This is a genomic window from Pseudomonas knackmussii B13 (assembly GCF_000689415.1).
Classification (GTDB): Bacteria; Pseudomonadota; Gammaproteobacteria; order Pseudomonadales; family Pseudomonadaceae; genus Pseudomonas; species Pseudomonas knackmussii.
On record NZ_HG322950.1, the window covers coordinates 717,592 to 740,150 of the forward strand.

Here is a 22,559-nt window from a genome sequence, read left to right on the forward strand (position 1 = left end):
TGGCCCACGATTCGAGTGACCCCCTGAAGATGCGCATGCGCCTGATGCTGTTGGGTGGTGGTAATGCCCTTGGACAGGCGCTGATCCGCCTGGGTGCCGAGGAGGACATCGGCTTCCTCGCACCCCGCCCGCCCGAGACCGGCTGGGACGCCTCCAGCCTGACCCTGCTGCTGGACGAGACCCGCCCCGACGCGGTGATCAACCTCGCCTACTACTTCGACTGGTTCCAGGCCGAGACCGTCGACGAGGCGCGCCTGGCCGGCCAGGAACGCGCGGTCGAGCGCCTCGCCGAGCTTTGCCAGCACCACGACATCCTGCTGCTGCAGCCCTCCAGCTACCGCGTGTTCGATGGCGCCCGCGCCACCGCCTACAGCGAGAAGGACGAGCCGATGCCGCTGGGTCGTCGCGGCCAGGCTTTGTGGCGCATGGAGCAGTGGGTGCGTGCAACGTGCCCGCGCCATGTGCTGCTGCGCTTCGGCTGGCTGATCGATGACAGCCTGGAAGGCAGCCTGGGGCGTTTCCTCGAACGCACGCGGCTGGACCAGGAGTTCTTCCTCGCCGACGACCGCCGCGGCAACCCGACGCCGGTGGACGACGCCGCTCGGGTGATCCTCTCGGTGCTCAAGCAGCTCGACTGCCAGGCGCCGCTGTGGGGCACCTATCACTACGGCGGCCTGGAGGCCACCACCACCCTGGCCCTGGGCCAGGTGATCGTCGCCGAGGCCCGTGCTCTCAGCGGGCAGAACTTGCGCGACCCGAGCGCCCAGGCCCATGCCGTGCGCGCCGACGCCAGCGAGGAGCCGCAGCACGCGGTGCTCGCCTGCAAGAAGATCCTCCACACCTTCGGCATCAAGCCGCGCGCCTGGCGCGCCGCGCTGCCGACCCTACTGGACCGTTACTACCGTCGTGGCTGACATCTCCCCGGCATCCGCCGCCCCCATCCTCATCACCGGCGGCGCCGGTTTCATCGGCTCGCACCTGGCCGACGCGCTGCTGGCGCGCGGCTACCGCGTGCGCGTGCTGGACAACCTATCCGCCGGCAAGCGCGAGAACCTGGCAGCGGGCGTGGAACTGCTGGTCGGCGACGTCGCCGATGCCACCGTGGTGCGCCATGCGCTGAGCGGCTGCCAAGCTGTTGTGCACCTCGCGGCGGTAGCCTCGGTGCAGGCGTCGGTGGACGATCCGGTGGCGACCCACCAGAGCAACTTCATCGGCACCCTCAATCTCTGCGAAGCGATGCGCGAAGAGGGCGTGAAACGCGTGCTCTTCGCTTCCAGCGCGGCAGTCTACGGGCAGAATGGCCAGGGCACGGCGATCACCGAGGACCTGCCGAAGTCGCCGCTGACACCTTATGCGGCGGACAAGCTGGCCAGCGAGCACTACCTGGACTTCTATCGCCGCCAACATGGCCTGGAGCCGGCGATCTTCCGCTTCTTCAACGTCTACGGCCCGCGCCAGGACCCGTCCTCGCCCTATTCCGGGGTGATCAGCATCTTCACCCAGCGCGCCCAGGCCGGGCAGCCGATCACGGTTTTCGGCGACGGCGAGCAGACCCGCGACTTCATCTATGTCGCCGATCTCGTGCAATTGCTGGTGCAGGCGCTGGAAGCGCAGCAGGTCGTCGAGGGTGCGGTGAACGTCGGGCTGAACCAGGTGACCAGCCTGAACCAATTGCTTGCCGAGATCGGCCAGTTGGTCGGTGGACTACCGGCGGTGACCCACACCGAGGCACGTGCCGGCGACATCCGTCATTCGCGCGCCGACAACAGCCGCCTGCTGGCGCATTTCAGCCTCGCGCAGCCAACGCCCATCGGTGTCGGACTGGCGCGGCTGCTCGGCCGCTGATCACCACCAGGGCTTGGCCAGCGCCAGGTAGAAAATCCCGCCCAGTGCGCCCAGCGCCAGGACGCTGAACAGCGTCTTGGTCGGGCGCTGCGTGCTGCGCAGGGCGAATCCGGCCAGCACGATGTAACCCAGCAGCAGCCCCAGCTTGGCCTGCAGCCAGCGTGGCAGCGGCCAGGGCATCGCCAGGTGCACCAGCGCCAGGGCGCTGAGCAGCAGCAAGGTATCCACCAGGTGCGGTGCCCAGCGTTGCCAGCCGCGCGTGCGCCGGCCGCGCCAGCTCAGGGCCAGGCGCCAGCAGAAAAGTGCGGCACTGCTCAGCGCGAAGGTGATGTGCAGGGCTTTCAGCAGCGGGTACACGATTTTTCCTCGGACAGACAAAAGGCGCCCGAAGGCGCCTTCTGCTGGGGCTGGGGTCCCCGGGAGTTGCAGCTTAGAACTTGTAGCCGAAGCCGACCATGTAGACCCACGGGTCGACGTCGACGTTGACCTTGGTCTTCTGTACGCCCAGGGCGCTCGGGCCGTCGACGCTGGCCTTGGTGTCGATGTCCATGTACCAGACCGAGACGTTCACCAGCGCGTGCGGGTTCAGCATGTAGTCGAAGCCCAGTTCGCCGGCCAGGCCCCAGGAGTCCTGCAGCTTCAGGTTGCTGAAGCCCTGGTCCTCGCGTTGGCTGGACAGGTTTTCGTCGAAGAAGGTGGTGTAGTTGACGCCGATGCCAGCGTAGGGCTGGAACGGGTTGTTCTGGCCGCCCATGGGGTAGTACTGCAGCAGCACGGTCGGCGGCAGCTGCTTGACGTCGGCCAGCTTGCCGTCCAGGCCGGTCAGGCCGGTGGCGTGGTTCAGGCCCTTGACGTCCACCTGGTGGTTGAACGGAGTGGCGGCGACAAGCTCGACGCCCAGTTGGTCGGTGAACAGGTAGCTGAAGGTCAGGCCCAGCTGGGTATCGCTGTCCACGGTGGCCTTGGTGCCGCTCACCTTGTTGCCGTCGAGCTTGACGTTGCCGCTGTCGTCGTTCGGAGCGACGGTGGCGAAGCCGCCACGGATGATGAAGTCACCGGCGCGGTGGCCCATGAATTCATCGGCCGCCTGGGCGGCGAAGGGGGCGGCGACCGTGGCGGCGAGCAGGGCTGCAGCGAGCGGGGTCTTGAACATGACGGAGCTCCATGAGTTTCGAATTAGTGTTGGTGCTCCGCATGATAGTCAGCGATCCGTGGCGCTTCTTGACGCAGCTCAATACGGGCAAAAGGCCCGACCTTGACAAGCTGCGACAAGCCGTCGCAGTCACTGCCCCTCGTATTCGTAGGGCGCCACCTCGTCGGCCTTGAGCTGGTAGCCGGCCTGCGCGAGGTCGCTGTCCAGGGCCTTCACGCTGATTTTCCCGGTGACCCAGAACGGCTGGTACAGCTCATCCATCTTCACGCCCTTGGCGTCGTGCACGTAGACGATCTGGTTCGACGGCGGCGGCGGCACGTGGATGCAGGCGCCGTAGTAGGGCACCAGGAGGAACTCGCGGACCTCGCCGTCGGCCGCCACGTCCAGCGGCACCACATAGCCGGGCAGCTTCACCTGCTGGCCGTCCAGCGCCTGCACCACGGGGGCGTTCGGTGTCTGCTGCTTCGCCGCCGGCGCGCTCTCGGCGTTGAGCGTATCGGCCAGCTTGGAGAGGTCGTGCATCGGCACCGGCGGCGGGGGCGGCGGAGCGCCCTCGGGGATCAGCTGCGGCCAGGTCAGGGTGCGCGGCTCGCCGGCCAAGGCCGAGCCGCTGGCGAGCAGGACGAGAAAAAGACCCAGGGCGAGAGAAACTTTCTTCAAGGTTCAGGCACTCACAGGCGGATCGACAGGCCATCGGCCAGGGACTGGCGGTACGCGCGCCAGGCCGGCACGCAGCCCATCAGCAGGGCGGCCAGCAGTATGCCGCCGAGCAGCGACCACTCATAGGCGCTGGGCGCCGCCAGCGGCAGGTAGATGCCGTAGTTGGCCTGCACGAAGCCCTGTGCCGCGCCTATGCCCACGTAAAGCAGGCTGAGCCCGAGGGCGACGCCGGCCAGCGCCAGGGCGAAGGCCTCGGCCACCAGCAGGCTGAACACGTGCCAGGGCCGCGCGCCTACCGAGCGCAGGATGGCCATTTCGCGGCGGCGTTCGTTGAGGCTGGTGAGGATCGCCGTGAGCATGCCGATCAGCCCGGTCAGCACGACGAACAGCGAGACCACGAACAGTGCCTTCTCCGCCGTGCCCATCAGGCCCCAGAGCTCCTGCAGGGCGACGCCGGGGAGGATCGCCAGCAACGGTTCGCCGTCGTATTCGTTGATCTGCCGCTGCAGGGCGAAGGTCGCCACCTTGCTCTTCAGGCCGAGCAGGAAGGCGGTGATGGCGGTTGGTTGCAGGTTCATCGCCCGCGCCTGGTCGGCGCTGATGCGGCCGTCGCCGCGCGCCGGCACGCCGTTCTTCCAGTCGACGTGCAGCGCTTCCATCCCCGCGAGGGATATGTGCAGCGTGCGATCCACCGGCGTGCCGGTGCGGGCGAGGATGCCGACCACGGTGAACGGCTTGTCGGCGTGCTGCACCAGGCTGATGGTGCTCACGCCGTGGCTGAGGACGATGTGGTCGCCGAGCTTGTAGTGCAGCGCCTCGGCTACTTCGGCGCCGAGCACCACGTCGAACAGGTCCTGGCCGAAGGGCCGGCCTTCGGCGAGCTGCAGCGCCTGGTCGTGGCCGTAGTGGTAGTGCTCGAAGTAGCTGGCGTCGGTGCCCATCACCCGGTAGCCGCGGTGTGAGTCGCCCAGGGAGATCGGGATGGCCCACTTCACCAGCGGGCTTTCCTTCACCGTCTCGAAGCTTTCCCAGCGGATGTTGTTGGTGGCGTTGCCGATGCGGAACACCGAGTAGAGCAGAAGGTTGATGGAGCCCGAGCGCGCGCCGACGATCAGGTCGGTGCCGGCGATGGTGCTGGCGAAGCTGGCGCGGGCTTCGCTGCGCACCCGCTCGACGGCCAACAGCAGGCAGGCCGAGAGGGCGATGGCGAAAACCGTGAGCAGGGCGGTGAAACGGCGGTTGGCGAGGCTGGCCAGGGCCAGGCGGAACAGGTACATGCTCAGATCCCGGGGGCGGTGGCGGCGCGGTTGAGGTCGGCCAGCGAAAGGCTGCGGTCGAACAGCCGCGCCAGGCTCTGGTCGTGGCTGACGAACAGCAGGCTGGCGCCGGCGTCGCGGCATTCGGCGAACAGCAGTTGGAGGAAGGCTTCGCGGGCGTCGGCGTCGAGCGCCGAGGTTGGCTCGTCGGCGATCACCAGCTCCGGCTGGCCGATCAGCGCGCGCGCCGCGGCGACCCGCTGCTGCTGGCCGATCGACAGGTTGTCGGCGCGTCGCTGCTGCAGCGCCGCATCGCCCAGGCCGAGGTGCGCGAGCAGTGCGCGCGAGGCTTCGGCGACGCTGCCGTGGCGCTCTTGTGCGCGCGCCGCGCGACTGCGCGAGAAGTGGCAGGGCAGCTCGACGTTCTCCAGCACCGAGAGGAACGGCAGCAGGTTGAACTGCTGGAAGATGTAGCCGGTGTGGTCGACGCGGAAGTGATCGCGGCGCGCGGCGGAGAGCTGCGCGAGGTCCTCGCCGAGCAGGCGGATGCTGCCGCGTTGCGGCTTCTGTACGCCGCCGAGCAGGCCGAGCAGCGTGGTCTTGCCGCTGCCGGACGGGCCCTTGAGGAACAGCGTCTCGCCGCGGCGCAGGGCGAAGTGCGGGATGTCCAGCAGCTCCGCCTGGCCGGGCCAGGCGAAGCCGAGGTCGCGGAGTTCGAGCAGGTCATCCATGGCCGGTCAGAAGCTCAGCAGGCTGTTCGACGGGGTCAGCTCGGCGCCTTGCTGGCCTTTCGGGCCGATCAGCTGCACCACCAGCTTCTGGGTGGCGGGGAAGCGCTTGAACAGCGGCGCCAGGTCGAGGCTGGCGAGGGCCTCGGGCGAGGCGCAGGTCAGGGTGTAGTGGGCGTTGATGTCGGCGTGCTGGTGGCCTTCGTGCTCGTCGCCATCGTCATCGTGGTCTTCGGCCTTGGCATTGCCGAACAGCGGGCTGCTCAGCTCGACCTCGGTGACGCTGCAATTGGCCGCGACCGGCGGCACGAACAGCTCCAGCGGCTTGCCCAGCTGGATGCGGGCGGCGGCCACTGTGGCCTGGTCGGCGGCGCTGCTGGCCGGGTGCTCGAAGCCGACGAAGTTCATCGCCGGGCTGTCTACTTCCAGCTCCAGGGTCTTGCCGTCCAGCGCGACGTTGAGCTGGGCCACACCGTGCTCGTGCTTGCCGAGGCTGTGCTGGTGTTCGTCATGGGCCTGGGCGGCGGCGAAAGGGAGCAGGGCCAGGGCAAGCAGCAGAGGGCGCATCGGGGTCTCCAGCGGTTGGGATGTTTTAGGGGTTGTTACGTTATAACAAAGTGTTGCCGGCGCCTAGAGGGATTCCAATTGGCGCTCGCGATTCGGCGTGGGAGCATGCGCGCCACTCTGGAGGAAATGCCCATGCGAATTCGCGGACACATCGGCGACTGGCCGGTGGACCTGGTGCTGGAGCTGGACGAGGCGGAATGGCGGCGCCTGGGGGTGGCGCTACAGCAAGCGCCGATTGCAGTCGAGCCTGTAGCGCCTGTGGATAACCCGCCGCCATCCAGCGCGCCCGCCCGCCTCTGGCAGGCGGCCTGCGACCTGTTGCGCCAGGCCGGCAGCAGCGAAGGGCCGCAACTGCTCGACGAGCTGAGCGCCCTGGCCGGCAGCGCCGGCGCGGCCAAGGGCTTGCTGGTGCGCCTGCGGCACAGCCCGAATGTGAAGATCGAGGTGTGTGACGGAACGCAGGTGTTCAGCTGGGTGGAGGTCTGAGACGGGAGGGCTCTTCGTAGGAGCGAGCTTGCTCGCGAACGACTCCTCGGTGGAGCTGGTTCGCGAGCAAGCTCGCTCCTACAAACGATGGTTTGGTGCGGGTCAGTACAGCAGGTTGGCCAGCTTGCGGCGGTAGGTGGTGACCAGCGGGTGGTCGTTGCCGAGCAGGTCGAATACCTGCACCAGGGTCTTGCGCGGCAGGCCGTCGCCGTAGTCGCGGTTGCGCTGGAACAGGCGCAGCAGGCCGTCCATCGCCGCTTCGTACTGCTGGCGGGCGAGTTGCTGCACGGCCAGTTGGTAGGCCGCTTCGTCATCGTTGGCGTCGGCCGCGAGGCGGGTCTTCAGGGCGGCGGCGTCGGGCAGGTCGGCGGCCTGGCGAAGGAAGGTCAGCTGCGCCTTCGCGGCGGCCAGGGCCTGCTTGTGCTCGTCGCTCTTCACCGCGCCAAGCACGGTTTCCGCTTCACTAAGCTCGCCGCGTTCGGCCAGGCAGCGGGCGTACAGGATCAGCGCGGCGGCGTTGGTGTTGTCTTCGCTCAGCAGGGCCTTGAGCTGGGCCTCGGCGTCGGCGAAGCGGCTCTCGGCGAAAGCCGCCTGGGCCGCTTCCAGCGGATTGGCGGCGGGCGCGGCCGGCGGCTGCACGTGTTGCTCGAGCATCTGGCGAATCGCCGATTCCGGCTGCGCACCGGCGAAGCCGTCGAGCGGCTGGCCGTCCTTGAACAGCACCACGGTGGGCAGGCTGCGGATACCGAAGCGCATCACGATGTCCTGCTCGACATCGCAGTTGACCTTGGCCAGCAGCAGTTCCCCCTGGTACGACTCGGTGATCTGCGCGAGCAGCGGCATCAGCGATTTGCACGGGGCGCACCAGTCGGCCCAGAAGTCGACCAGCACCGGCTTGTGGAAGGAGTTCTGGATCACCAGCTGGTCGAAGTTGGCCGAGCTGACGTCGAAGATGTAGGGGGTATCGCTCATGGGGGCTCTCGTCGTGCGCAGGGGCGATGAATTCGGGGTGCCACTATAAGTGGGGGCGCGGCGTGGGGAAACAAGCACGGGTCGACCAGCCTCTGCGCCTGTGCGTAGGTGGGATTGCTTTTTGTGGGAACGACCGGACGGCCTTATCTCTCGCGCCGTGCGTGGTACAGGCTGACCTTGCGGAATTCGTGGGGCTCGGCCAGGTCCGGCCAGGTGCAGGCGTCGAGGATGTCCAGGCGCCGGTATAGCGGGTGCTGGAAGTCGCGGACCCGCGAGTCGGCCACCAGGGCTTCGCGGCCGCGGCCGAGGAAGGCGTCGAGCAGCGGCAGGTTGGCGCGGTCGTAGAGCACGTCGGCGACCAGGATCAGGTCGTAGTCGTCGGCTTCCTTGAAGAAATCGTCGGAATAGCTCAGCTCCACGCCATTGAGCTCGGCGTTCGCGCGGCTGGCGGCCAGGGCCAGCGGGTCGAGGTCGCAGGCCACCACTTCGCGGGCGCCGGCCTTGACCGCGGCGATGGCGGCGATGCCGGAGCCGGCGCCGAAGTCCAGCACGCGCTTGCCGGCGACCCACTCCGGGTGCTCGGCCAGCCAGCGTGCCATGGCCAGGCCGCTGGCCCAGCAGAAGCACCAGTAGGGCGGCTCTTCGAGGATGCGCCGGGTTTCCTCGGGGTTGAACTGGCGATCCATGTTGTCGGCGTCGATCAGCCACAGCGAGAGCTCGGTGCCGGGCAGGCGCTCGGCGACCAGGCGCGCGTCGCCGAGCAGTTCGACGAGGGCCTGCTGCAACTCGCGCGGCGGATTCACGGTGCCTGCTCCAGGCGCAGTTCGCCGAGGGCCTGCGATTGCGCAGCGGCGATCGGGATGGGGCGCAGGCGCCAGGCCAACTGGCCGTTCTGCGCGACCCGCACGTGCAGCTCGACGCGTGCGCCGGCTGGGAAGGCGCTCGGATCGAAGCGCAGGCTGAAGGGCAGGGCGCCGCCGTTGCCGAGCAGGTCGAGGCTGGCGAGGGCACCTTGCGGGTGATCGCGTTGGTCCATCAGCAGCAGCGCCACTTCCACTTCCGCGCCGGCCGGCAGGTAGCCACGGGCACTGGTGATAGTGCCGGACAGTTCGCGCTGGTTGGCCGGCAGCGGCGCGCTGGCCTTGGCCTGCGACATGGCGGACGGCTGCTCGGGAGCGGGTTGCTTGCTCGAGCAGGCGGCCAGCAGTGCCAGGGTGAAGAGGCAGAGGAGGCGGAGTGGCATGGGGCGGTGTCCCTCGCGACGGATTCCAGGGCGGCGTGTATAGCCTAAAGTGTGGGGCTTGTCTTGCGGGAATGCTCGGCTGGTCGATGGGCAGCAGCGGATGCGCTACCATTGGCGATCTTTCTGTAGGGCCTTTCCTGCCATGCATTGTCCGTTCTGCGCTGCCAATGACACCAAAGTCATCGACTCGCGCCTGGTCGCCGAGGGCGATCAGGTCCGCCGCCGCCGCGAATGCCTGGCCTGCGGCGAGCGCTTCACCACCTTCGAGACCGCCGAGCTGGTCATGCCGCGCCTGATCAAGCAGGACGGCAGCCGCCAGCCGTTCGACGAGGACAAGCTGCGCGCCGGCATGCAGCGCGCGCTGGAGAAGCGTCCGGTGGGCGTCGATCGCCTGGAAGAAGCCATCGCCCACATCAAGCACAAGCTGCGCGCGACCGGTGAGCGCGAGGTGAAGTCGCGGGTGCTCGGCGAGTTGGTGATGGCCGAGCTGCAGAAGCTCGACGAAGTCGCCTACATCCGCTTCGCCTCGGTCTACCGGCGCTTCCAGGACCTCAACGAGTTCCGCGAAGAGATCGAGCGCCTGGCGCGCGAGCCGTCCAAGGAATGAGCGCCGTCGACCAGGCCCATATGGCGCGCGCGCTGGAACTGGCGCGCAAGGGGCTCTATTCGACCCATCCGAATCCGCGCGTCGGCTGCGTGATCGTCAAGGACGGCCAGGTGCTCGGCGAAGGCTGGCACGTCCGCGCAGGCGAACCGCACGCCGAGGTCCACGCCCTGCGCCAGGCCGGCGAGCAAGCCCGCGGCGCCACCGCCTACGTGACCCTGGAACCCTGCAGCCACTTCGGCCGTACGCCGCCGTGCGCCGACGCCCTCGTCAAAACCGGCGTTTCCCGCGTCGTGGCGGCCATGCAGGACCCCAACCCGCAAGTCGCCGGACGCGGCCTGCTGCGTCTGGCCGAGGCCGGCATCGAGGTTTCCTCCGGCGTGCTGGAGGCCGAGGCCCGCGAGCTCAACGTCGGCTTCATCAAGCGCATGGAGTGCGGCCTGCCGTTCGTCCGCGTGAAGCTGGCGATGAGCCTGGATGGCCGCACCGCCATGGCCAGTGGCGAGAGCCAGTGGATTACTGGCCCGGCCGCGCGCCGTGCGGTGCAGCGCCTGCGTGCGCGCTCCAGCGTGGTGCTCTCTGGCGCCGATACCGTGCTGCTGGACGACGCCCGCCTCACCGTGCGCCCCGACGAGCTGGGCCTAGACACCGAGCAGACTGCCCTGGCCGCCGCGCGTCAGCCGCTGCGCGTGCTGGTCGATGGCCACCTGCGGGTGCCGCTGGATGCGCCTTTCTATCGGGCCGGGCCGGTGCTGGTCGCCAGTTGCGCTGCGCGCGAGGGCTTCGCCGCCGACGGTCGCGAGCTGCTCGTCGTGCCGGGTAGCGATGGCCATGTCGATCTGCCGCAGTTGCTCGCCGAACTGGGCCGGCGCGGTGTCAACGAGGTGCTGGTGGAAGCCGGTCCGCGCCTGGCTGGCGCCTTCGCTCGCCAGGGGCTGGTGGACGAGTACCAGATCTTCGTGGCGCCCAAGCTGCTCGGTTCCAGCGCCCGTCCGCTGCTGGAGCTGCCGCTGGAGAAGATGGCCGAGGCGCGCGAGCTGCGCATCCTCGACATCCGGGCGGTGGGCGACGACTGGCTGGTCACTGCGCGTCCCGCCTGAAGCGTTCCGATCCGATTTCCTCATCCTTCCCGCGAATGCGGAGACTCACCCAACTGAATCTTCCGACTTGCGGCCGCCTGTGGTAAAACGCCACACGCGGCCGGCTTTGCAACGGCCGCGATTGACGTTCTCAGGGCGGGGTGCAAGTCCCCACCGGCGGTAATGGCGCGCAATGCGTCTAGCCCGCGAGCGCTTGCCACGACCGGCTTTCACGGCGGAGCGGCAAGGTCAGCAGACCCGGTGCGATTCCGGGGCCGACGGTAACAGTCCGGATGAAGAGAGAACGGGATGAGCCTGCGCTCGGCGTGCCTGCGCGCGTCCGCAAAAGTCCCTTCGATCCGATTTGCCCTGTTTTTCCCAAAACAGGAGTTCAGTTGCATGCACCACCCCTTCGTTTTCCGTCCGCTGGCCCGTGCCGGCGCGCAGCCGCATAGCGCTGCCCAGGAGGCCCCATGTTCACCGGCATAATCGAAGCCATCGGCACCATCCGCTCGATCACCCCCAAGGGCGGTGACGTGCGCCTCTACGTGCAGACCGGCAAGCTGGACCTCGGCGACGTCAAGCTCGGCGACAGCATCGCGGTCAACGGCATCTGCCTCACCGCCGTGGACCTGCCCGGCGACGGCTTCTGGGCCGACGTCAGCCGCGAAACCCTCGCGCGCACCGCCTTCCACCAGCTCAAGGTCGGCAGCAAAGTGAACCTGGAGAAGGCCCTGACCCCGACCACCCGCCTGGGCGGCCACCTGGTCAGCGGCCACGTCGACGGCGTCGGCGAGATCGTCAAGCGCGAGGATAACGCCCGCGCCATCCAGTTCACCGTGCGCGCGCCGCGTGAGCTGGCCAAGTACATCGCGCTCAAGGGCTCGATCACCGTCGACGGCACCAGCCTGACGGTCAACGCCGTGAACGGCGCCGAGTTCGAGCTGACCATCGTCCCGCACACCCTGGTCGAGACGATAATGGACGACTACCGCCCGGGCCGTGAGGTCAACCTCGAGGTCGACCTGCTGGCGCGCTACCTCGAGCGCCTGCTGCTCGGCGACAAGGCCGCCGAGCCCAGCGCCCCTGGCATCACCGAAGCATTCCTGGCCGAAAACGGCTTCATGAAGCACTGATTAGGAGCTGCCCAGATGGCACTCAACAGCATCGAAGAACTGGTCGAAGACATCCGCCAAGGCAAGATGGTCATCCTCATGGATGACGAGGACCGCGAGAACGAAGGTGACCTGATCATGGCCGCCGAGTGCGTCCGCACCGAAGACATCAACTTCATGGCCAAGCACGCCCGCGGCCTGATCTGCATGCCGATGACCCGCGAGCGTTGCGAGCGCCTCGGCCTGCCGCTGATGGTGCAGCGCAACGGTTCCGGCTTCGGCACCAAGTTCACCGTTTCCATCGAGGCCGCCGAAGGCGTGACCACCGGCATCTCCGCCGCCGACCGCGCCCGCACCGTGCAGGCCGCCGCCGCCAAGAATGCCGTGGCTGCCGATATCGTCAGCCCCGGCCACATCTTCCCGCTGATGGCCCAGCCCGGCGGCACCCTGGCTCGCGCCGGCCACACCGAAGCTGCCTGCGACCTGGCGCGCATGGCCGGTTTCGAGGCTTCCGGGGTGATCTGCGAGATCATGAACGACGACGGCACCATGGCCCGCCGTCCGGAACTGGAAGAATTCGCCAAGCAGCACGGCATCAAGATCGGCACCATCGCCGAGCTGATCCACTACCGGCTGATCCACGAGCGCACCGTCGAGCGCCTGGCCGAACAGCCGCTGGACACCGAGCTCGGCCAGTTCAAGCTGATCACCTACCGCGACTCCGTGGAAGGCGAAGTGCACCTGGCGCTGACCCTCGGCAGCATCTGCGCCGAAGAAGCGACCCTGGTGCGCGTGCACAACATGGACCCGCTGCGCGACCTGCTGATGGTCAACCAGGCCGGTCGCTGGAACCTGCGCGCGGCCATGGCCAAGGTGGCCGAAGCCGGCCGTGGCGTGGTGCTGCTGCTCGGTCACCAGATCGGCGGCGAGGACCTGCTGGCCCATGTGCGCGAAATCGCCAACCCGGCGGCGGCGCCCAAGCCGACCACCACCTACAGTACGGTAGGGGCCGGTTCGCAGATCCTGCGCGACCTCGGCGTGCGCAAGATGCGCCTGATGTCGGCGCCGATGCGCTTCAACGCGATATCCGGTTTCGACCTGGAAGTTGTAGAATACCTGCCCGCTGAATGACCGCCTGCCGCCGCGCCCCGCGCGCGGCGGCCGTGCCTCAGCCCATTTCTTTCGGGGTGCCCCGAGCGCCCCGGCTCTTTAGACAAACGAGACCTGTCCATGACCCTGAAGACCATCGAAGGTACCTTCATCGCCCCCAAAGGCCGTTTCGCCCTGGTGGTCGGCCGCTTCAACAGCTTCGTCGTCGAAAGCCTGGTGAGCGGCGCCATCGATGCCCTGGTTCGCCACGGCGTCGCTGAAAGCGAAATCACCATCATCCGTGCCCCGGGCGCCTTCGAGATCCCGCTGGTAGCGCAGAAAGTCGCCAAGCGCGGCGAGTTCGACGCCATCATCGCCCTCGGCGCGGTCATCCGTGGCGGCACCCCGCATTTCGAGTATGTCGCCGGTGAGTGCACCAAGGGCCTGGCCCAGGTCTCCCTGCAGTTCGACGTACCGGTCGCCTTCGGCGTGCTGACCGTCGACTCCATCGAACAGGCCATCGAGCGTTCCGGCACCAAGGCCGGCAACAAAGGCGCCGAAGCCGCGCTGTCCGCCCTGGAAATGGTGAGCCTGCTGTCGCAGCTGGAGGCCAAGTGAGCAACACCGACAACGGTGCTCCGGCCAAACCGGCCAAGCCGAACAAGATCGCCATGCGCCGCAAGGCCCGCAGCCTCGCGGTGCAGGCCCTGTACTCCTGGCACATGGCCGGTCAGTCGCTGAACGAGATCGAGGCGAGCTTCCGCACCGAGAACGATTTCAGCGACGTCGACGGCGCCTACTTCCACGAGATCCTGCATGGCGTGCCGCGCCTGAAGAGCGAGCTGGACGAGGCGTTCACGCCCTGCCTGGATCGCGCGCTGGACGAGGTCGACCCGGTCGAGCTGGCGATCCTGCGCCTGGCCACCTACGAGCTGCGCGTGCGCCTGGACGTGCCGTACAAAGTGGTGATCAACGAAGGCATCGAGCTGGCCAAGACCTTCGGCGCCACCGACGGCCACAAGTTCGTCAACGGCGTGCTGGACAAGCTGGCACCGCGCCTGCGCGCGGCCGAGCTGCGCGGCGCGAAGCGCTGAGGCTTCGTTCGCGCCGGCATGGGTGAGTTCGAGCTGATCCGCCGCTACTTCGCCGCGGCCGCCTGTGCGGCCGCGAGCGAAGGCGTCGCGCTGGGCATCGGCGACGACTGCGCCTTGCTGACGCCGGCCGCCGGCCAGCAGCTTGCGGTATCCACCGACACCCTGGTGGCCGGCGTGCACTTCCCCGCACTCTGCGATCCCTTCCTGCTCGGCCAGCGTGCCCTGGCAGTCTCCGCCAGCGACCTGGCCGGGATGGGCGCCGCGCCCCTGGCGTTCACCCTCGCGCTGACCCTGCCCGAAGCCGATCCGGACTGGCTGGAAGCCTTCGCCCGCGGACTCAACCGCATGGCCGAGGATTGCAAGCTGGCGCTGGTCGGTGGCGACACCACACGTGGCCCGCTGAGCATGACCCTGACCGTTTTCGGCCAGGTTCCAGCTGGCCAGGCGTTGACCCGCGCCGGCGCACGAGTCGGCGACCTGCTCTGCGTCGGTGGTCCGGTGGGCGAGGCGGGCGGTGCGCTGGAGCTGGTGCTTGGCCGCCTGGCTGCCGAACCCGAAGTGGCCGAACCCTTGCTCGCCCGCTACTGGTCGCCGCAACCGCAGCTGGCCCTCGGTCAGGCGCTGCGCGGCCGCGCCACGGCGGCGCTGGACGTTTCCGACGGCCTGCTCGCCGACTGCGGGCATATCGCCCGTGCATCCGGCGTGGCCCTGGTCATCGAGGCCGAGCGCCTGCCCGTGAGCGAGCCGCTGGAAGCGCTGCTTGGTGCGGAGCGTGCGCTGCAGGCCAAGCTCGGCGCCGGCGACGACTACGTCATTGCCTTCACCTTGCCGCCGTCCGAACTGCCCGCCTTGCAGGCGCAATGGCCAGCGTTGGCGGTGATCGGACGGGTGGAAGCGGGCAGCGGTGTGCGCGTGCTGGACCGCAGCGGTCACGACATAACGCCGCGACAGGGCGGCTACCTGCATTTCACGGAGTGACAGTGACAGAGCATCCCCATCAGGCCCCGGCCCAGCCGGTGCCGCCTTCGGTCTGGCGCAACCCCTGGCACTTCCTGGCCTTCGGCTTCGGCTCCGGCACCCTGCCCAAGGCACCGGGCACCTGGGGTTCGCTGGTCGCCATCCCGTTCGTTCCGCTGTGGCAGATGCTGCCGGACTGGGGCTACTGGCTGATGCTCGGGATCACCATGCTGTTCGGCTTCTGGCTGTGCGGCAAGGTGGCCGACGACCTGCGCGTGCACGACCACGAAGGCATCGTCTGGGACGAGATGGTCGGCATGTGGATCACCCTCTGGCTGGTGCCGGAAGGTTGGGTCTGGCTGCTGGTCGGCTTCCTGGCGTTCCGCTTCTTCGACATCCTCAAGCCCTGGCCGATCCGCTGGATCGACCGCCACGTCCACGGCGGAGTCGGCATCATGCTCGACGACCTGCTCGCCGGCGTCTTCGCCTGGCTGGCCATGCAGGGCCTGGTCTGGGCCTGGGTGCACTGGCTGTTCTGACAAGCCGATCGCGTCACTGACGCTGGCGTGTTGCCAGTGTATGTTTGCATCCACCACCGCTTCCTGCCGACTAGGAGTCGATCATGCTGCGCGCGTTGCTTGCCCTGACCCTTTCTCTCGCCGCCGTAGCGCAAGCCGCGCCGCAGGTGCGGGTCGTCGGCCTGTTCCCCAATGCGGCAGTGGTCAACATCGACGGCCAGCGCAAGTTCCTCAAGGTCGGCGAGACGGGGCCGCAAGGCGTGCAGGTAATCAGCGCCGACAGTCACAAGGCGGTGCTGCGGGTGAATGGCGTCGAGCAGACCTTCGACCTCAGCCGCGAATACAACGCCAGTGGCTATTCCGCGCCGGCCCCGGCGCAGGAAATGGGCATCGCTCGCAACACCGACGGGCATTACTGGGTGTCCGGCTCGATCAACGGTCAGACCGCGCAATTCCTGATCGACACCGGCGCCACCACCATTGCGATGAACGATGAACAGGCGCGGCGCCTGGGCATCGATTACCGCGTCGTCGGCAAACCCATGGTCGCCTCCACGGCCAGCGGCACGGTGCAAGGCTGGCGCGTCACCCTGAACAGCGTGAAGCTCGGCGGCATCGAGGTGCTCGGCGTCGACGCCAGCGTGCTGGAAGGCGGCTTCCCTACCGAGATCCTGCTCGGCATGAGCTACCTCAACCGCGTCGGTTGGCGGGAAGACCAGGGCATGATGTACATCCAGTCCAAGCATTGACGCCGGTCGCGCGGCCGCGCGTTCCATCGATGGCGTCGATTCTTATGTTGCGGAATTCGCGATGACCGGCGCGCCGGCACTGCTGTTACAATGCCGGCTCCTTTCTACTGTCTGACTTTCAGGAGTTTCCGGTGTCCGTCGTGTTCGTCGCCGTCTCCAAACTGCCCACTCCCTTCGGCGAGTTCAACATGCATGGCTTCCTCGACGAGGAGACCGGCAAGGAACATGTCGCCCTGACCATGGGCGAGATCGACGACGGTCAACCGGTACTCGGCCGCCTGCATTCCGAATGCCTGACCGGCGACGCGCTGTTCAGCCTGCGCTGCGACTGCGGCTTCCAGCTGGAAGGCGCGCTCTCGGCCATCGCCCGCGAAGGCCGTGGCGTGCTGCTCTACCTGCGCCAGGAAGGTCGTGGCATTGGCCTGCTGAACAAGATCCGCGCCTACGCCCTGCAGGACGAAGGTGCGGACACCGTGGAAGCCAACCTCAAGCTCGGCTTCGGCGCCGACCAGCGCGACTACGCGATGTGCCTGCCGATGCTGAAGCACCTGGGCGTCTGCTCGCTGAAGCTGATGACCAACAACCCGCGCAAGGTGAAGGCGCTGGAAGGCTACGGCATCACCGTCGCCGAGCGCGTCCCCCTGCAGAAGGGCCTCAACCCGCACAACAAGCGCTACCTGGCGACCAAGGCCGGCAAGCTCGGGCACATGCTCGGCGAGCTGCACCAGGGCGAGGCGGAGATCGAGGCGCAGTGAATCGCGCCGCCGAGCACGGCCGCCTGGCCGGGCGCTGGTGGTTGCATCTGCTGTTGGCGCTCGGCCCGCTCTTCGCGCTGCTGACCTGGGGTCGCGAGTTCGACGAACTGGCCGTCCTCGCCACGCCGCTCTACATCGCCGCACTGGTCTCGATGTATTTCACCCTGCCGCTGTTCCGCCGCTACAAGCTGGCGCTGATAGCCGCCGGCAAGGCCCGCGATGCCGACGATGAGCCGGAGCGCTGGAGCGAATTGGCCCGCACCTGGCGCAACGGCGTGCTCGGTGCAAGCCTGCCGGCCTGGATTGGCGCGCTGGCCTGCTTCACCGACCTATCCGGTGTCGCGCTCATTCTCCTCGGCCTGACCAGCCTGCTGATCTTCTGGCTCTACCGCATCCCGCGCCTGATCGTCTGATGCGCCGGGCCGCCGCTGTCCTGCTGTTGCTCCTGGGTCTGCCGGCGCTGGCCGCGCAAAGAGTGATCAGCCTCGCTCCTTCGATGACTGACAGCGTGCTCGAATTGGGCGCGGAAGATCGTCTGGTCGCGGTGCTCGATGGCGACGTCCGCCCACCGCAGTTGGCCGCGCTGCCCTCGGTGGGTCGCTACGGCCAGCTCGACATGGAGCGCCTGCTGAGCCTGCGTCCGGACCTGCTGCTGGTCTGGCCCGGCAGCATTCCCGAAGCCCAGCTGGCGCGCCTGCGGGAGTTCGGCATTCCCCTCTACATCGCCGAGCCGCATCGGCTCGACGACGTGCCACAGCAACTGGAAGACCTGGCCGCGCGCCTGGGCGCGGAGCAAAAGGGCAAGGCACTGGCCGACGACTTCCGCCGACGCATCGCCGACCTGCGCCAGCGCTATGCGCGGCCGCGACCGCTGCGGTTGTTCTATCAGGTCTGGAACCAGCCGCTGTACACCCTTGGCGGGCGTCAGGTGGTCAGCGATGCGCTGGAAGTCTGCGGCGCGCGCAACCTGTTTGCCGACCTGACGCTGCCGGCGCCGCAGGTGGGAATGGAGTCGGTATTGGCGCGCGATCCGGAAGTGATCCTGGCGCCCAACGCCGAGCAGCTCGCCGAATGGCGCAACATGCCGCAGCTCAGCGCCACGCGCCTCGGGCAGCTCTGGGTATTGCCCGACCGCAACCTGGAGCGGCCGAGCTACGCGATGCTCGCGGCGACCGAGAAGCTCTGCAGCCTGCTCGCCGGGGCGAAGCCGGCGGCGCCGTGATCTTCGCGGATAAGATCCGCTCCTACACAGGACACCCCCTGTAGGAGCGGCCCACGGCCGCGATTCGCGGGCATGGCCCGCTCCTACGGCGAACCCCCGTTGGCTCAGAACCCTTCCAGCACGATCTTGCCCTTGGCCGTACCGCTCTCCAGCAGCGCATGGGCACGACGCAGGTTGGCGGCGTCGATGCGGCCGAAATGCTCGCCCAGGGTGGTGCGCAGCACGCCTTCGTCGATGAGGTTCGAGACGCGGTTCAGCAGCTTGTGCTGCTCGATCATGTCGTCTGTCTGGAACATCGAGCGGGTGTACATGAACTCCCAGTGCAGCGACAGGCTCTTCTGCTTGAGCAGGCCGACGTTGAGGCTCGCCGGGTCGTCGATCAGTGCGAGGCGGCCCTGGGGACGCAGGCTGGCGACGATCTGTTCGAGGTGTGCGTCGGTGTGGGTCAGGCTGGCGACGTGCGTGACCTCACCGATGCCGATGCGCTTGAGCTCCTCGCTCAGCGGCTTGCTGTGATCGATCACGTGATGGGCGCCGAGGTTGCGCACCCATTCCTGGGTATCCGCGCGCGAGGCGGTGCCGATCACGGTTGCGCTGGTCAGGCAGCGCGCCAGCTGGGTGAGGATCGAGCCGACGCCGCCGGCGGCGCCAACGATCAGCAGGCTCTGCCCGGCGCTGGCTGCGCCCTCGGCGATCTGCAGACGCTCGAACAGCAGCTCCCAGGCGGTGATGCTGGTCAGCGGCAGGGCTGCGGCCTGGGCGAAGTCGAGGCTCTGCGGCATGGCGCCGACGATGCGCTCGTCGACCACCTGCAGCTCGGCATTGCTGCCTGCGCGGGTCAGGTCGCCGGCGTAGAACACCTTGTCGCCAGGGCGGAACAGGCTGACTTCGCTACCCACCGCGCGGACCACGCCGGCGGCGTCCCAGCCGAGCACCTTGTACTCGCCGGCTGGCGGCTCGGCGCGCTGGCGCACCTTGGTGTCCACCGGGTTGACCGAAATGGCGCGGACTTCCACCAGCAGGTCGCGCGGGCCCGGCACGGGCTCCGGCAACTGGATGTCGAGCAGGGCGTCGGCGGCGTCGATAGGGCGGCTGTGGCTGTAGCCGATGGCTTTCATGGCGGGCTCCTTCAGTCGATGCGGTTCATCAGGCGGATGTCGAGTTCGGCCAGGTCCGCCTGGGTCGCCTTGACGAAGGCCTGGAAGTGCTCGCTGGCCTCGTGTTCGGCGAGGGCTGCCTCGTCGCGCCATTGCTCGACCATGTAGATCAGGTCCGGGTCCTTGCGGTCGCGGTGCATGTCGTACTGGATGCAGCCGGCTTCGGCGCGCGAGGGAACGCGCAGTTCGGCCAACTGCGCCTGCAGGGCGTCGGCGCGTCCGGGTTTGGCGCGGATGATGGCGATCAGGGTCAAGGGAGTGCTCATGGGGCTCGGTCCTTGCGGGGTGAACGATGGGCGCATGCTCCACTCTTTCTTGGCGAAGAAAAACCGGGTAGGAAGAAAGTCTCTTTCAAAGGAAATTTGAAAATGCTGCGTCTCGATGACCTGCAGGTATTCGTTCGCACGGCCGAGCGCGGCAGTCTGTCCGCCGCCGCCCGCGAGCTGGACGTCTCGCCGGCCGTGGCCAGTGCTGCGCTCAAGCGCCTGGAGGCGGCGCTGCAAACGCGGCTGTTCGCCCGCTCCACACGCAGCTTGCGGCTGACCGCAGAGGGCGAGCTGTTCCTGGCCCACGCTCGCGCCTCGTTGCAGAGCCTGGAGGACGGTCGCCAACTGCTGGCCGGTGGACGCAGCGAGATCGCCGGAGTACTGCAGGTTTCGGCGCCTTCCGATCTGGGGCGCAACGTGTTGCTGCCTTGGTTCGACGAGTTCCAGGCGCAGCATCCGCGTCTACAGCTGCGCCTGCTCATCAGCGACCGCCAGGCCGATCTCTACCGCCAGCCAGTGGACGTGGCTATCCGCCTTGGCCAGCCGCCGGACTCCAGCCTCGTTGCGTTGCCGCTGGCTGCCGACAACCGTCGCGTGCTCTGCGGCGCGCCGGCCTACTTCGCGCGCCATGGGCGGCCGCAGCAGCCGGACGACCTGTTGCGCCACAACTGCCTGCTGTACATGCTCGCCGGCCGCGCGCACGAGCGCTGGAGCTTCGCCGACGGCAAGCGCAGCCAGGTGGTAACGGTGAGCGGCGACCGCATTTGCGACGACGCCGACGTGGTGCGGCGCTGGGCGGTGGCGGGGCGGGGGCTGGTCTACAAGTCCTGGCTGGATGTGGCGGCCGACGTACGCGCCGGGCGCCTGGAGGTGGTGCTGGCGGACTACCAGGGCGAGCCGGCACCGCTGAACCTGTTCTGCACCCACCGCGCGCAACTGAGTCGGCCGGTGACCCTGCTACGCGAGTTCATCCAGCAGCGATGCGCCGAGTTGCAGCGCGAGCGCCCCTGGCGTTAGAGCGGTCGGTAGCGCGCCACGGCGAGGTTCAGGTCCCAGCCGACGGACAGGCCTAACACCAGCAGCAACGCCGGCACGATCCACCACCAGACCCGCTTCGGCAGCGCCGGCAGCGGCTGATGCCACTGCGCCAGGCCGAGCGCGGCGGCGCAGACGCCAGCGGCCAGCAGCGCGCCGGCGATCACGTCGCTCGGCCAGTGCGCGCCCAGGTAGATGCGCGACCCGGCGATCCAGGTGGCCGGCAGCATCGCCAGCAATAGCCAGGTCAGGCGCACCCGCGGCGAGCTCTCGCGGCTGGCCAGCACGCCGAGCACGAGGAAGCAGGCGAAGGACGCCGAAGCGTGGCCGCTGGGCATGCTGAAGGCGCTCAACGGATCGGCGATCACCTCCGGGCGGGCGCGGGCGAACAGGTGCTTGAGCCCGCCGTTGGCCAGTGCCGTTGCCAGCAGGGCTCCACCAGCGAAAAACGCCTGGCGCCACTGGCGGAAGACCAGCAGCAGGGCGCTGAGCAGTACGCCGACGATGAGCTGGGTGCGGAAGTCGCCAAGGCGGGTCACTGCCACCATCACCTGGTCGAGCAGCGGATGGCGCTCTTCCTGCACCAGCGTCATCAGGCCGTGGTCGAGGGCATCCAGGTGCGGCCAGCCGATCAGCAGCGCCAGCAGCAGCGCGAGGCTGAGCCCGGCGGCGATCGGCGTGGTGTGCCGATGGCCCTTGAGATTGGCGTGGATCAGCGGGCCGCCTAGCAGCGCCAGGCCGCCGGCGATCACCGCCAGTTCCGGCCAGAAACCTTCCGGCAGGGGCAGGCGCAGGGCCGCACCGGTGGTCCAGCCGGGCAGCAGGTACGCCACCGACCAGCCGGCGGCGGCCAGGATCGATACGGCCAGGAAGCGTCCGAAGGGCATGTCGAGCATGCCGGCGACCAGCGGCAGGAATGGCCGCAAGGCGCCGATGAAGCGTCCGACCAGCAGGCTCGCGACGCCATAGCGGGAGACGAAGCCCTCGGCGCCGGCCAGCCATTCCGGGTGATGGCGCAGCAACGGCAGGCGGCGGATGTCCTGGTGGAAGCGCCGGCCCAGCCAGTACGAAGACAGGTCGCCAAGCATGCCGCCGGCGAACGCCAGCAGCAGCGTCTCGCCCAGCCCCAACGCCCCGCCACCGGCAAGCACGGCCAGGGCGAAGAGCATCACCACGCCGGGCAGCACCAGGCCGACTACGGCCGCGCACTCGAGGAAGGCCACGAGGAAAACGGTCAGACCGAGCCACTGCGGGTGGCTGGCGATCCACTGGTTGAAGACTTCCAGGTTCATGGGCGATGGGCTTCCGAGCTGTCCAGCAGATAGTAGTCACGGCCTTCGACCTGACCGCGGCGCAAGGGGTTTCGTGTGCAGAAGGGCGCGAAGGCGGCGTCGACGAAGCGGTACATCAGGTGCTCGTCGCGGCCGTGGGGAATGCCCAGGCGGGTGGCCTGGATGACTTGAGCCGGCGTTTCGCCGAGGTCGTCGACGAACAGCCGCTGGGTATCGAAACGCTGCGCGTCCCAGTCCGGCACCTTCAGGCCCATGGCCTTGCACAGCAGGGTCTGGCCGGCGCAGAGCTTGCCCAGCGGGCGCTCGCTGCCGTCGGCGGCGGGGTTGAGCTGGCGCATGCGAGCGATGGCTTCGTCGCCGCTGACGCGGTCCATCCACGGATGGCCGGACTTGATCAGCACGGCATTGCCGGCGCCGCCGGCGCTGAAGTTCAGCGAGTCGCCGCCGCGCGCGTAGTACATGTAGATGTGCCCGCCGTCGAGGAACAGCGCCTTGCGCTTCTCGGTGTAGCCGAGCGAGGCATGGCTGCCTTTCTCGGCCAGGTAATAGGCCTCGGTCTCGATGATCCGTGCCGACAGCCAGAGGTCGCCGAGGCGGTGACGGATGACCTTGCCGAGCAGTTCGCGGGCTACGGTCTGGGCGTCGCGGTCGAAGAAAGTGTCGGGCAGCGGGCGGGCATCGGCCCAGGGCAAACCAAGGATGGGATCGGCGGGCATG

The 22,559-nt window shown here is 68.2% G+C and carries 29 protein-coding genes and 1 riboswitch; of the genes, 16 read left to right on the plus strand and 13 right to left on the minus strand.

The features are described from left to right. Positions 1-29 precede the first annotated feature (29 nt). Together PKB_RS30080 and PKB_RS03350 are read left to right on the plus strand one after the other, a co-directional pair. Positions 30-914 carry a sugar nucleotide-binding protein gene (locus PKB_RS30080; RefSeq protein WP_043256861.1) on the plus strand — a complete coding sequence of 295 codons (885 nt, stop codon included), beginning with the start codon at positions 30-32 and terminating at the stop codon, positions 912-914. After that, positions 907-1,845 carry an NAD-dependent epimerase/dehydratase family protein gene (locus PKB_RS03350; protein WP_052355160.1) on the plus strand — a complete coding sequence of 313 codons (939 nt, stop codon included), beginning with the start codon at positions 907-909 and terminating at the stop codon, positions 1,843-1,845. The genes PKB_RS30080 and PKB_RS03350 overlap by 8 nt, the downstream gene beginning before the upstream one ends. Here PKB_RS03350 and PKB_RS03355 read toward each other — a convergent pair whose 3' ends face one another. The 6 genes from PKB_RS03355 to PKB_RS03380 form a co-directional block, all read right to left on the minus strand. Further along, on the minus strand, positions 1,846-2,202 hold the full coding sequence (locus tag PKB_RS03355; protein ID WP_043249012.1) for a SirB2 family protein: 357 nt from the start codon (positions 2,200-2,202) through the stop codon (positions 1,846-1,848). It lies immediately after the preceding gene. A gap of 73 nt (positions 2,203-2,275) precedes the next feature. Beyond that, complete coding sequence (locus PKB_RS03360) at positions 2,276-2,998, minus strand: OmpW/AlkL family protein (RefSeq protein ID WP_043249014.1); 723 nt, start codon at positions 2,996-2,998, stop codon at positions 2,276-2,278. A gap of 129 nt (positions 2,999-3,127) precedes the next feature. Next, complete coding sequence (locus tag PKB_RS03365; protein ID WP_043249016.1) at positions 3,128-3,658, minus strand: DUF3299 domain-containing protein; 531 nt, start codon at positions 3,656-3,658, stop codon at positions 3,128-3,130. Between the two features lie 11 nt (positions 3,659-3,669). Then, positions 3,670-4,935 carry an ABC transporter permease gene (locus tag PKB_RS03370; protein WP_043249017.1) on the minus strand — a complete coding sequence of 422 codons (1,266 nt, stop codon included), beginning with the start codon at positions 4,933-4,935 and terminating at the stop codon, positions 3,670-3,672. A gap of 2 nt (positions 4,936-4,937) precedes the next feature. Beyond that, a complete protein-coding gene (locus tag PKB_RS03375) occupies positions 4,938-5,645 on the minus strand; it encodes an ABC transporter ATP-binding protein (protein ID WP_043249018.1) in 708 nt (235 codons plus the stop codon). A 6-nt stretch (positions 5,646-5,651) separates the two neighbouring features. Further along, a complete protein-coding gene (locus PKB_RS03380) occupies positions 5,652-6,209 on the minus strand; it encodes a DUF2796 domain-containing protein (protein ID WP_043249020.1) in 558 nt (185 codons plus the stop codon). A gap of 132 nt (positions 6,210-6,341) precedes the next feature. On the opposite strand from PKB_RS03380, the gene PKB_RS03385 reads away from it, so the two are divergent. Then, complete coding sequence (locus PKB_RS03385) at positions 6,342-6,695, plus strand: hypothetical protein (protein ID WP_043249022.1); 354 nt, start codon at positions 6,342-6,344, stop codon at positions 6,693-6,695. A 102-nt stretch (positions 6,696-6,797) separates the two neighbouring features. On the opposite strand, the gene trxA is transcribed toward PKB_RS03385, so the two are convergent. The 3 genes from trxA to PKB_RS03400 form a co-directional block, all read right to left on the minus strand. Continuing rightward, positions 6,798-7,667 (minus strand): thioredoxin, encoded by an 870-nt coding sequence (gene trxA, locus PKB_RS03390; protein WP_043249025.1) that lies wholly within the window; start codon positions 7,665-7,667, stop codon positions 6,798-6,800. Positions 7,668-7,810: 143 nt separating this feature from the next. After that, complete coding sequence (locus PKB_RS03395) at positions 7,811-8,470, minus strand: class I SAM-dependent methyltransferase (RefSeq protein ID WP_043249027.1); 660 nt, start codon at positions 8,468-8,470, stop codon at positions 7,811-7,813. Then, positions 8,467-8,910, minus strand: a complete 444-nt coding sequence (locus PKB_RS03400) for a YbaY family lipoprotein (RefSeq protein ID WP_043249029.1) — start codon at positions 8,908-8,910, stop codon at positions 8,467-8,469. The genes PKB_RS03395 and PKB_RS03400 overlap by 4 nt, the downstream gene beginning before the upstream one ends. 142 nt (positions 8,911-9,052) lie before the next feature. Between PKB_RS03400 and nrdR the strand changes: the two genes are divergently transcribed. The 12 genes from nrdR to PKB_RS03460 all read left to right on the plus strand — a co-directional run bounded on the left by nrdR (position 9,053) and on the right by PKB_RS03460 (position 18,092). After that, on the plus strand, positions 9,053-9,517 hold the full coding sequence (gene nrdR, locus PKB_RS03405; RefSeq protein WP_043249030.1) for a transcriptional regulator NrdR: 465 nt from the start codon (positions 9,053-9,055) through the stop codon (positions 9,515-9,517). Beyond that, a complete protein-coding gene (gene ribD, locus PKB_RS03410; protein ID WP_043249033.1) occupies positions 9,514-10,614 on the plus strand; it encodes a bifunctional diaminohydroxyphosphoribosylaminopyrimidine deaminase/5-amino-6-(5-phosphoribosylamino)uracil reductase RibD in 1,101 nt (366 codons plus the stop codon). The genes nrdR and ribD overlap by 4 nt, the downstream gene beginning before the upstream one ends. Before the next feature lie 122 nt (positions 10,615-10,736). After that, a riboswitch (FMN riboswitch) is annotated at positions 10,737-10,903 on the plus strand. A gap of 163 nt (positions 10,904-11,066) precedes the next feature. Further along, positions 11,067-11,729 carry a riboflavin synthase gene (locus PKB_RS03415; RefSeq protein WP_043249035.1) on the plus strand — a complete coding sequence of 221 codons (663 nt, stop codon included), beginning with the start codon at positions 11,067-11,069 and terminating at the stop codon, positions 11,727-11,729. 15 nt (positions 11,730-11,744) lie between these two features. Continuing rightward, positions 11,745-12,839 carry a bifunctional 3,4-dihydroxy-2-butanone-4-phosphate synthase/GTP cyclohydrolase II gene (gene ribBA / locus PKB_RS03420; protein WP_043249037.1) on the plus strand — a complete coding sequence of 365 codons (1,095 nt, stop codon included), beginning with the start codon at positions 11,745-11,747 and terminating at the stop codon, positions 12,837-12,839. A gap of 99 nt (positions 12,840-12,938) precedes the next feature. Next, positions 12,939-13,415: a 6,7-dimethyl-8-ribityllumazine synthase gene (gene ribH, locus PKB_RS03425; protein ID WP_043249039.1), complete on the plus strand. Its 477-nt coding sequence runs from the start codon at positions 12,939-12,941 to the stop codon at positions 13,413-13,415. Next, on the plus strand, positions 13,412-13,891 hold the full coding sequence (gene nusB, locus PKB_RS03430) for a transcription antitermination factor NusB (RefSeq protein ID WP_043249041.1): 480 nt from the start codon (positions 13,412-13,414) through the stop codon (positions 13,889-13,891). The genes ribH and nusB overlap by 4 nt, the downstream gene beginning before the upstream one ends. 18 nt (positions 13,892-13,909) lie before the next feature. Next, positions 13,910-14,869, plus strand: a complete 960-nt coding sequence (thiL, locus tag PKB_RS03435) for a thiamine-phosphate kinase (protein ID WP_043249042.1) — start codon at positions 13,910-13,912, stop codon at positions 14,867-14,869. Between the two features lie 2 nt (positions 14,870-14,871). Then, positions 14,872-15,387 (plus strand): phosphatidylglycerophosphatase A family protein, encoded by a 516-nt coding sequence (locus tag PKB_RS03440; protein WP_043249044.1) that lies wholly within the window; start codon positions 14,872-14,874, stop codon positions 15,385-15,387. An 83-nt stretch (positions 15,388-15,470) separates the two neighbouring features. Beyond that, a complete protein-coding gene (locus PKB_RS03445; protein WP_043249047.1) occupies positions 15,471-16,115 on the plus strand; it encodes a retropepsin-like aspartic protease family protein in 645 nt (214 codons plus the stop codon). A 131-nt stretch (positions 16,116-16,246) separates the two neighbouring features. Continuing rightward, positions 16,247-16,870, plus strand: coding sequence for a GTP cyclohydrolase II (ribA, locus tag PKB_RS03450; protein WP_043249049.1), 624 nt, complete (start codon positions 16,247-16,249; stop codon positions 16,868-16,870). Then, positions 16,867-17,283 carry a hypothetical protein gene (locus PKB_RS03455; protein WP_043249052.1) on the plus strand — a complete coding sequence of 139 codons (417 nt, stop codon included), beginning with the start codon at positions 16,867-16,869 and terminating at the stop codon, positions 17,281-17,283. Before ribA ends, PKB_RS03455 begins: the two co-directional genes overlap by 4 nt. Then, positions 17,283-18,092, plus strand: coding sequence for a cobalamin-binding protein (locus PKB_RS03460; protein ID WP_043249054.1), 810 nt, complete (start codon positions 17,283-17,285; stop codon positions 18,090-18,092). The genes PKB_RS03455 and PKB_RS03460 overlap by 1 nt, the downstream gene beginning before the upstream one ends. Before the next feature lie 104 nt (positions 18,093-18,196). On the opposite strand, the gene PKB_RS03465 is transcribed toward PKB_RS03460, so the two are convergent. Then, positions 18,197-19,210 (minus strand): zinc-binding alcohol dehydrogenase family protein, encoded by a 1,014-nt coding sequence (locus tag PKB_RS03465; protein ID WP_043249057.1) that lies wholly within the window; start codon positions 19,208-19,210, stop codon positions 18,197-18,199. 11 nt (positions 19,211-19,221) lie between these two features. After that, positions 19,222-19,515 (minus strand): putative quinol monooxygenase, encoded by a 294-nt coding sequence (locus PKB_RS03470; RefSeq protein ID WP_043249059.1) that lies wholly within the window; start codon positions 19,513-19,515, stop codon positions 19,222-19,224. 102 nt (positions 19,516-19,617) lie between these two features. Between PKB_RS03470 and PKB_RS03475 the strand changes: the two genes are divergently transcribed. Continuing rightward, on the plus strand, positions 19,618-20,532 hold the full coding sequence (locus PKB_RS03475; RefSeq protein WP_043249061.1) for a LysR family transcriptional regulator: 915 nt from the start codon (positions 19,618-19,620) through the stop codon (positions 20,530-20,532). Here the strand turns inward: PKB_RS03475 and PKB_RS03480 are convergent. Both PKB_RS03480 and PKB_RS03485 read right to left on the minus strand, forming a co-directional pair. Beyond that, positions 20,529-21,842 (minus strand): bifunctional DedA family/phosphatase PAP2 family protein, encoded by a 1,314-nt coding sequence (locus PKB_RS03480; RefSeq protein WP_043249063.1) that lies wholly within the window; start codon positions 21,840-21,842, stop codon positions 20,529-20,531. The genes PKB_RS03475 and PKB_RS03480 overlap by 4 nt on opposite strands. Then, entirely contained in the window at positions 21,839-22,558 is a 720-nt protein-coding gene (locus tag PKB_RS03485) for a DNA-3-methyladenine glycosylase (RefSeq protein ID WP_043249064.1), read from the minus strand. Before PKB_RS03485 ends, PKB_RS03480 begins: the two co-directional genes overlap by 4 nt. Between the last annotated feature and the right edge of the window lies 1 nt (position 22,559).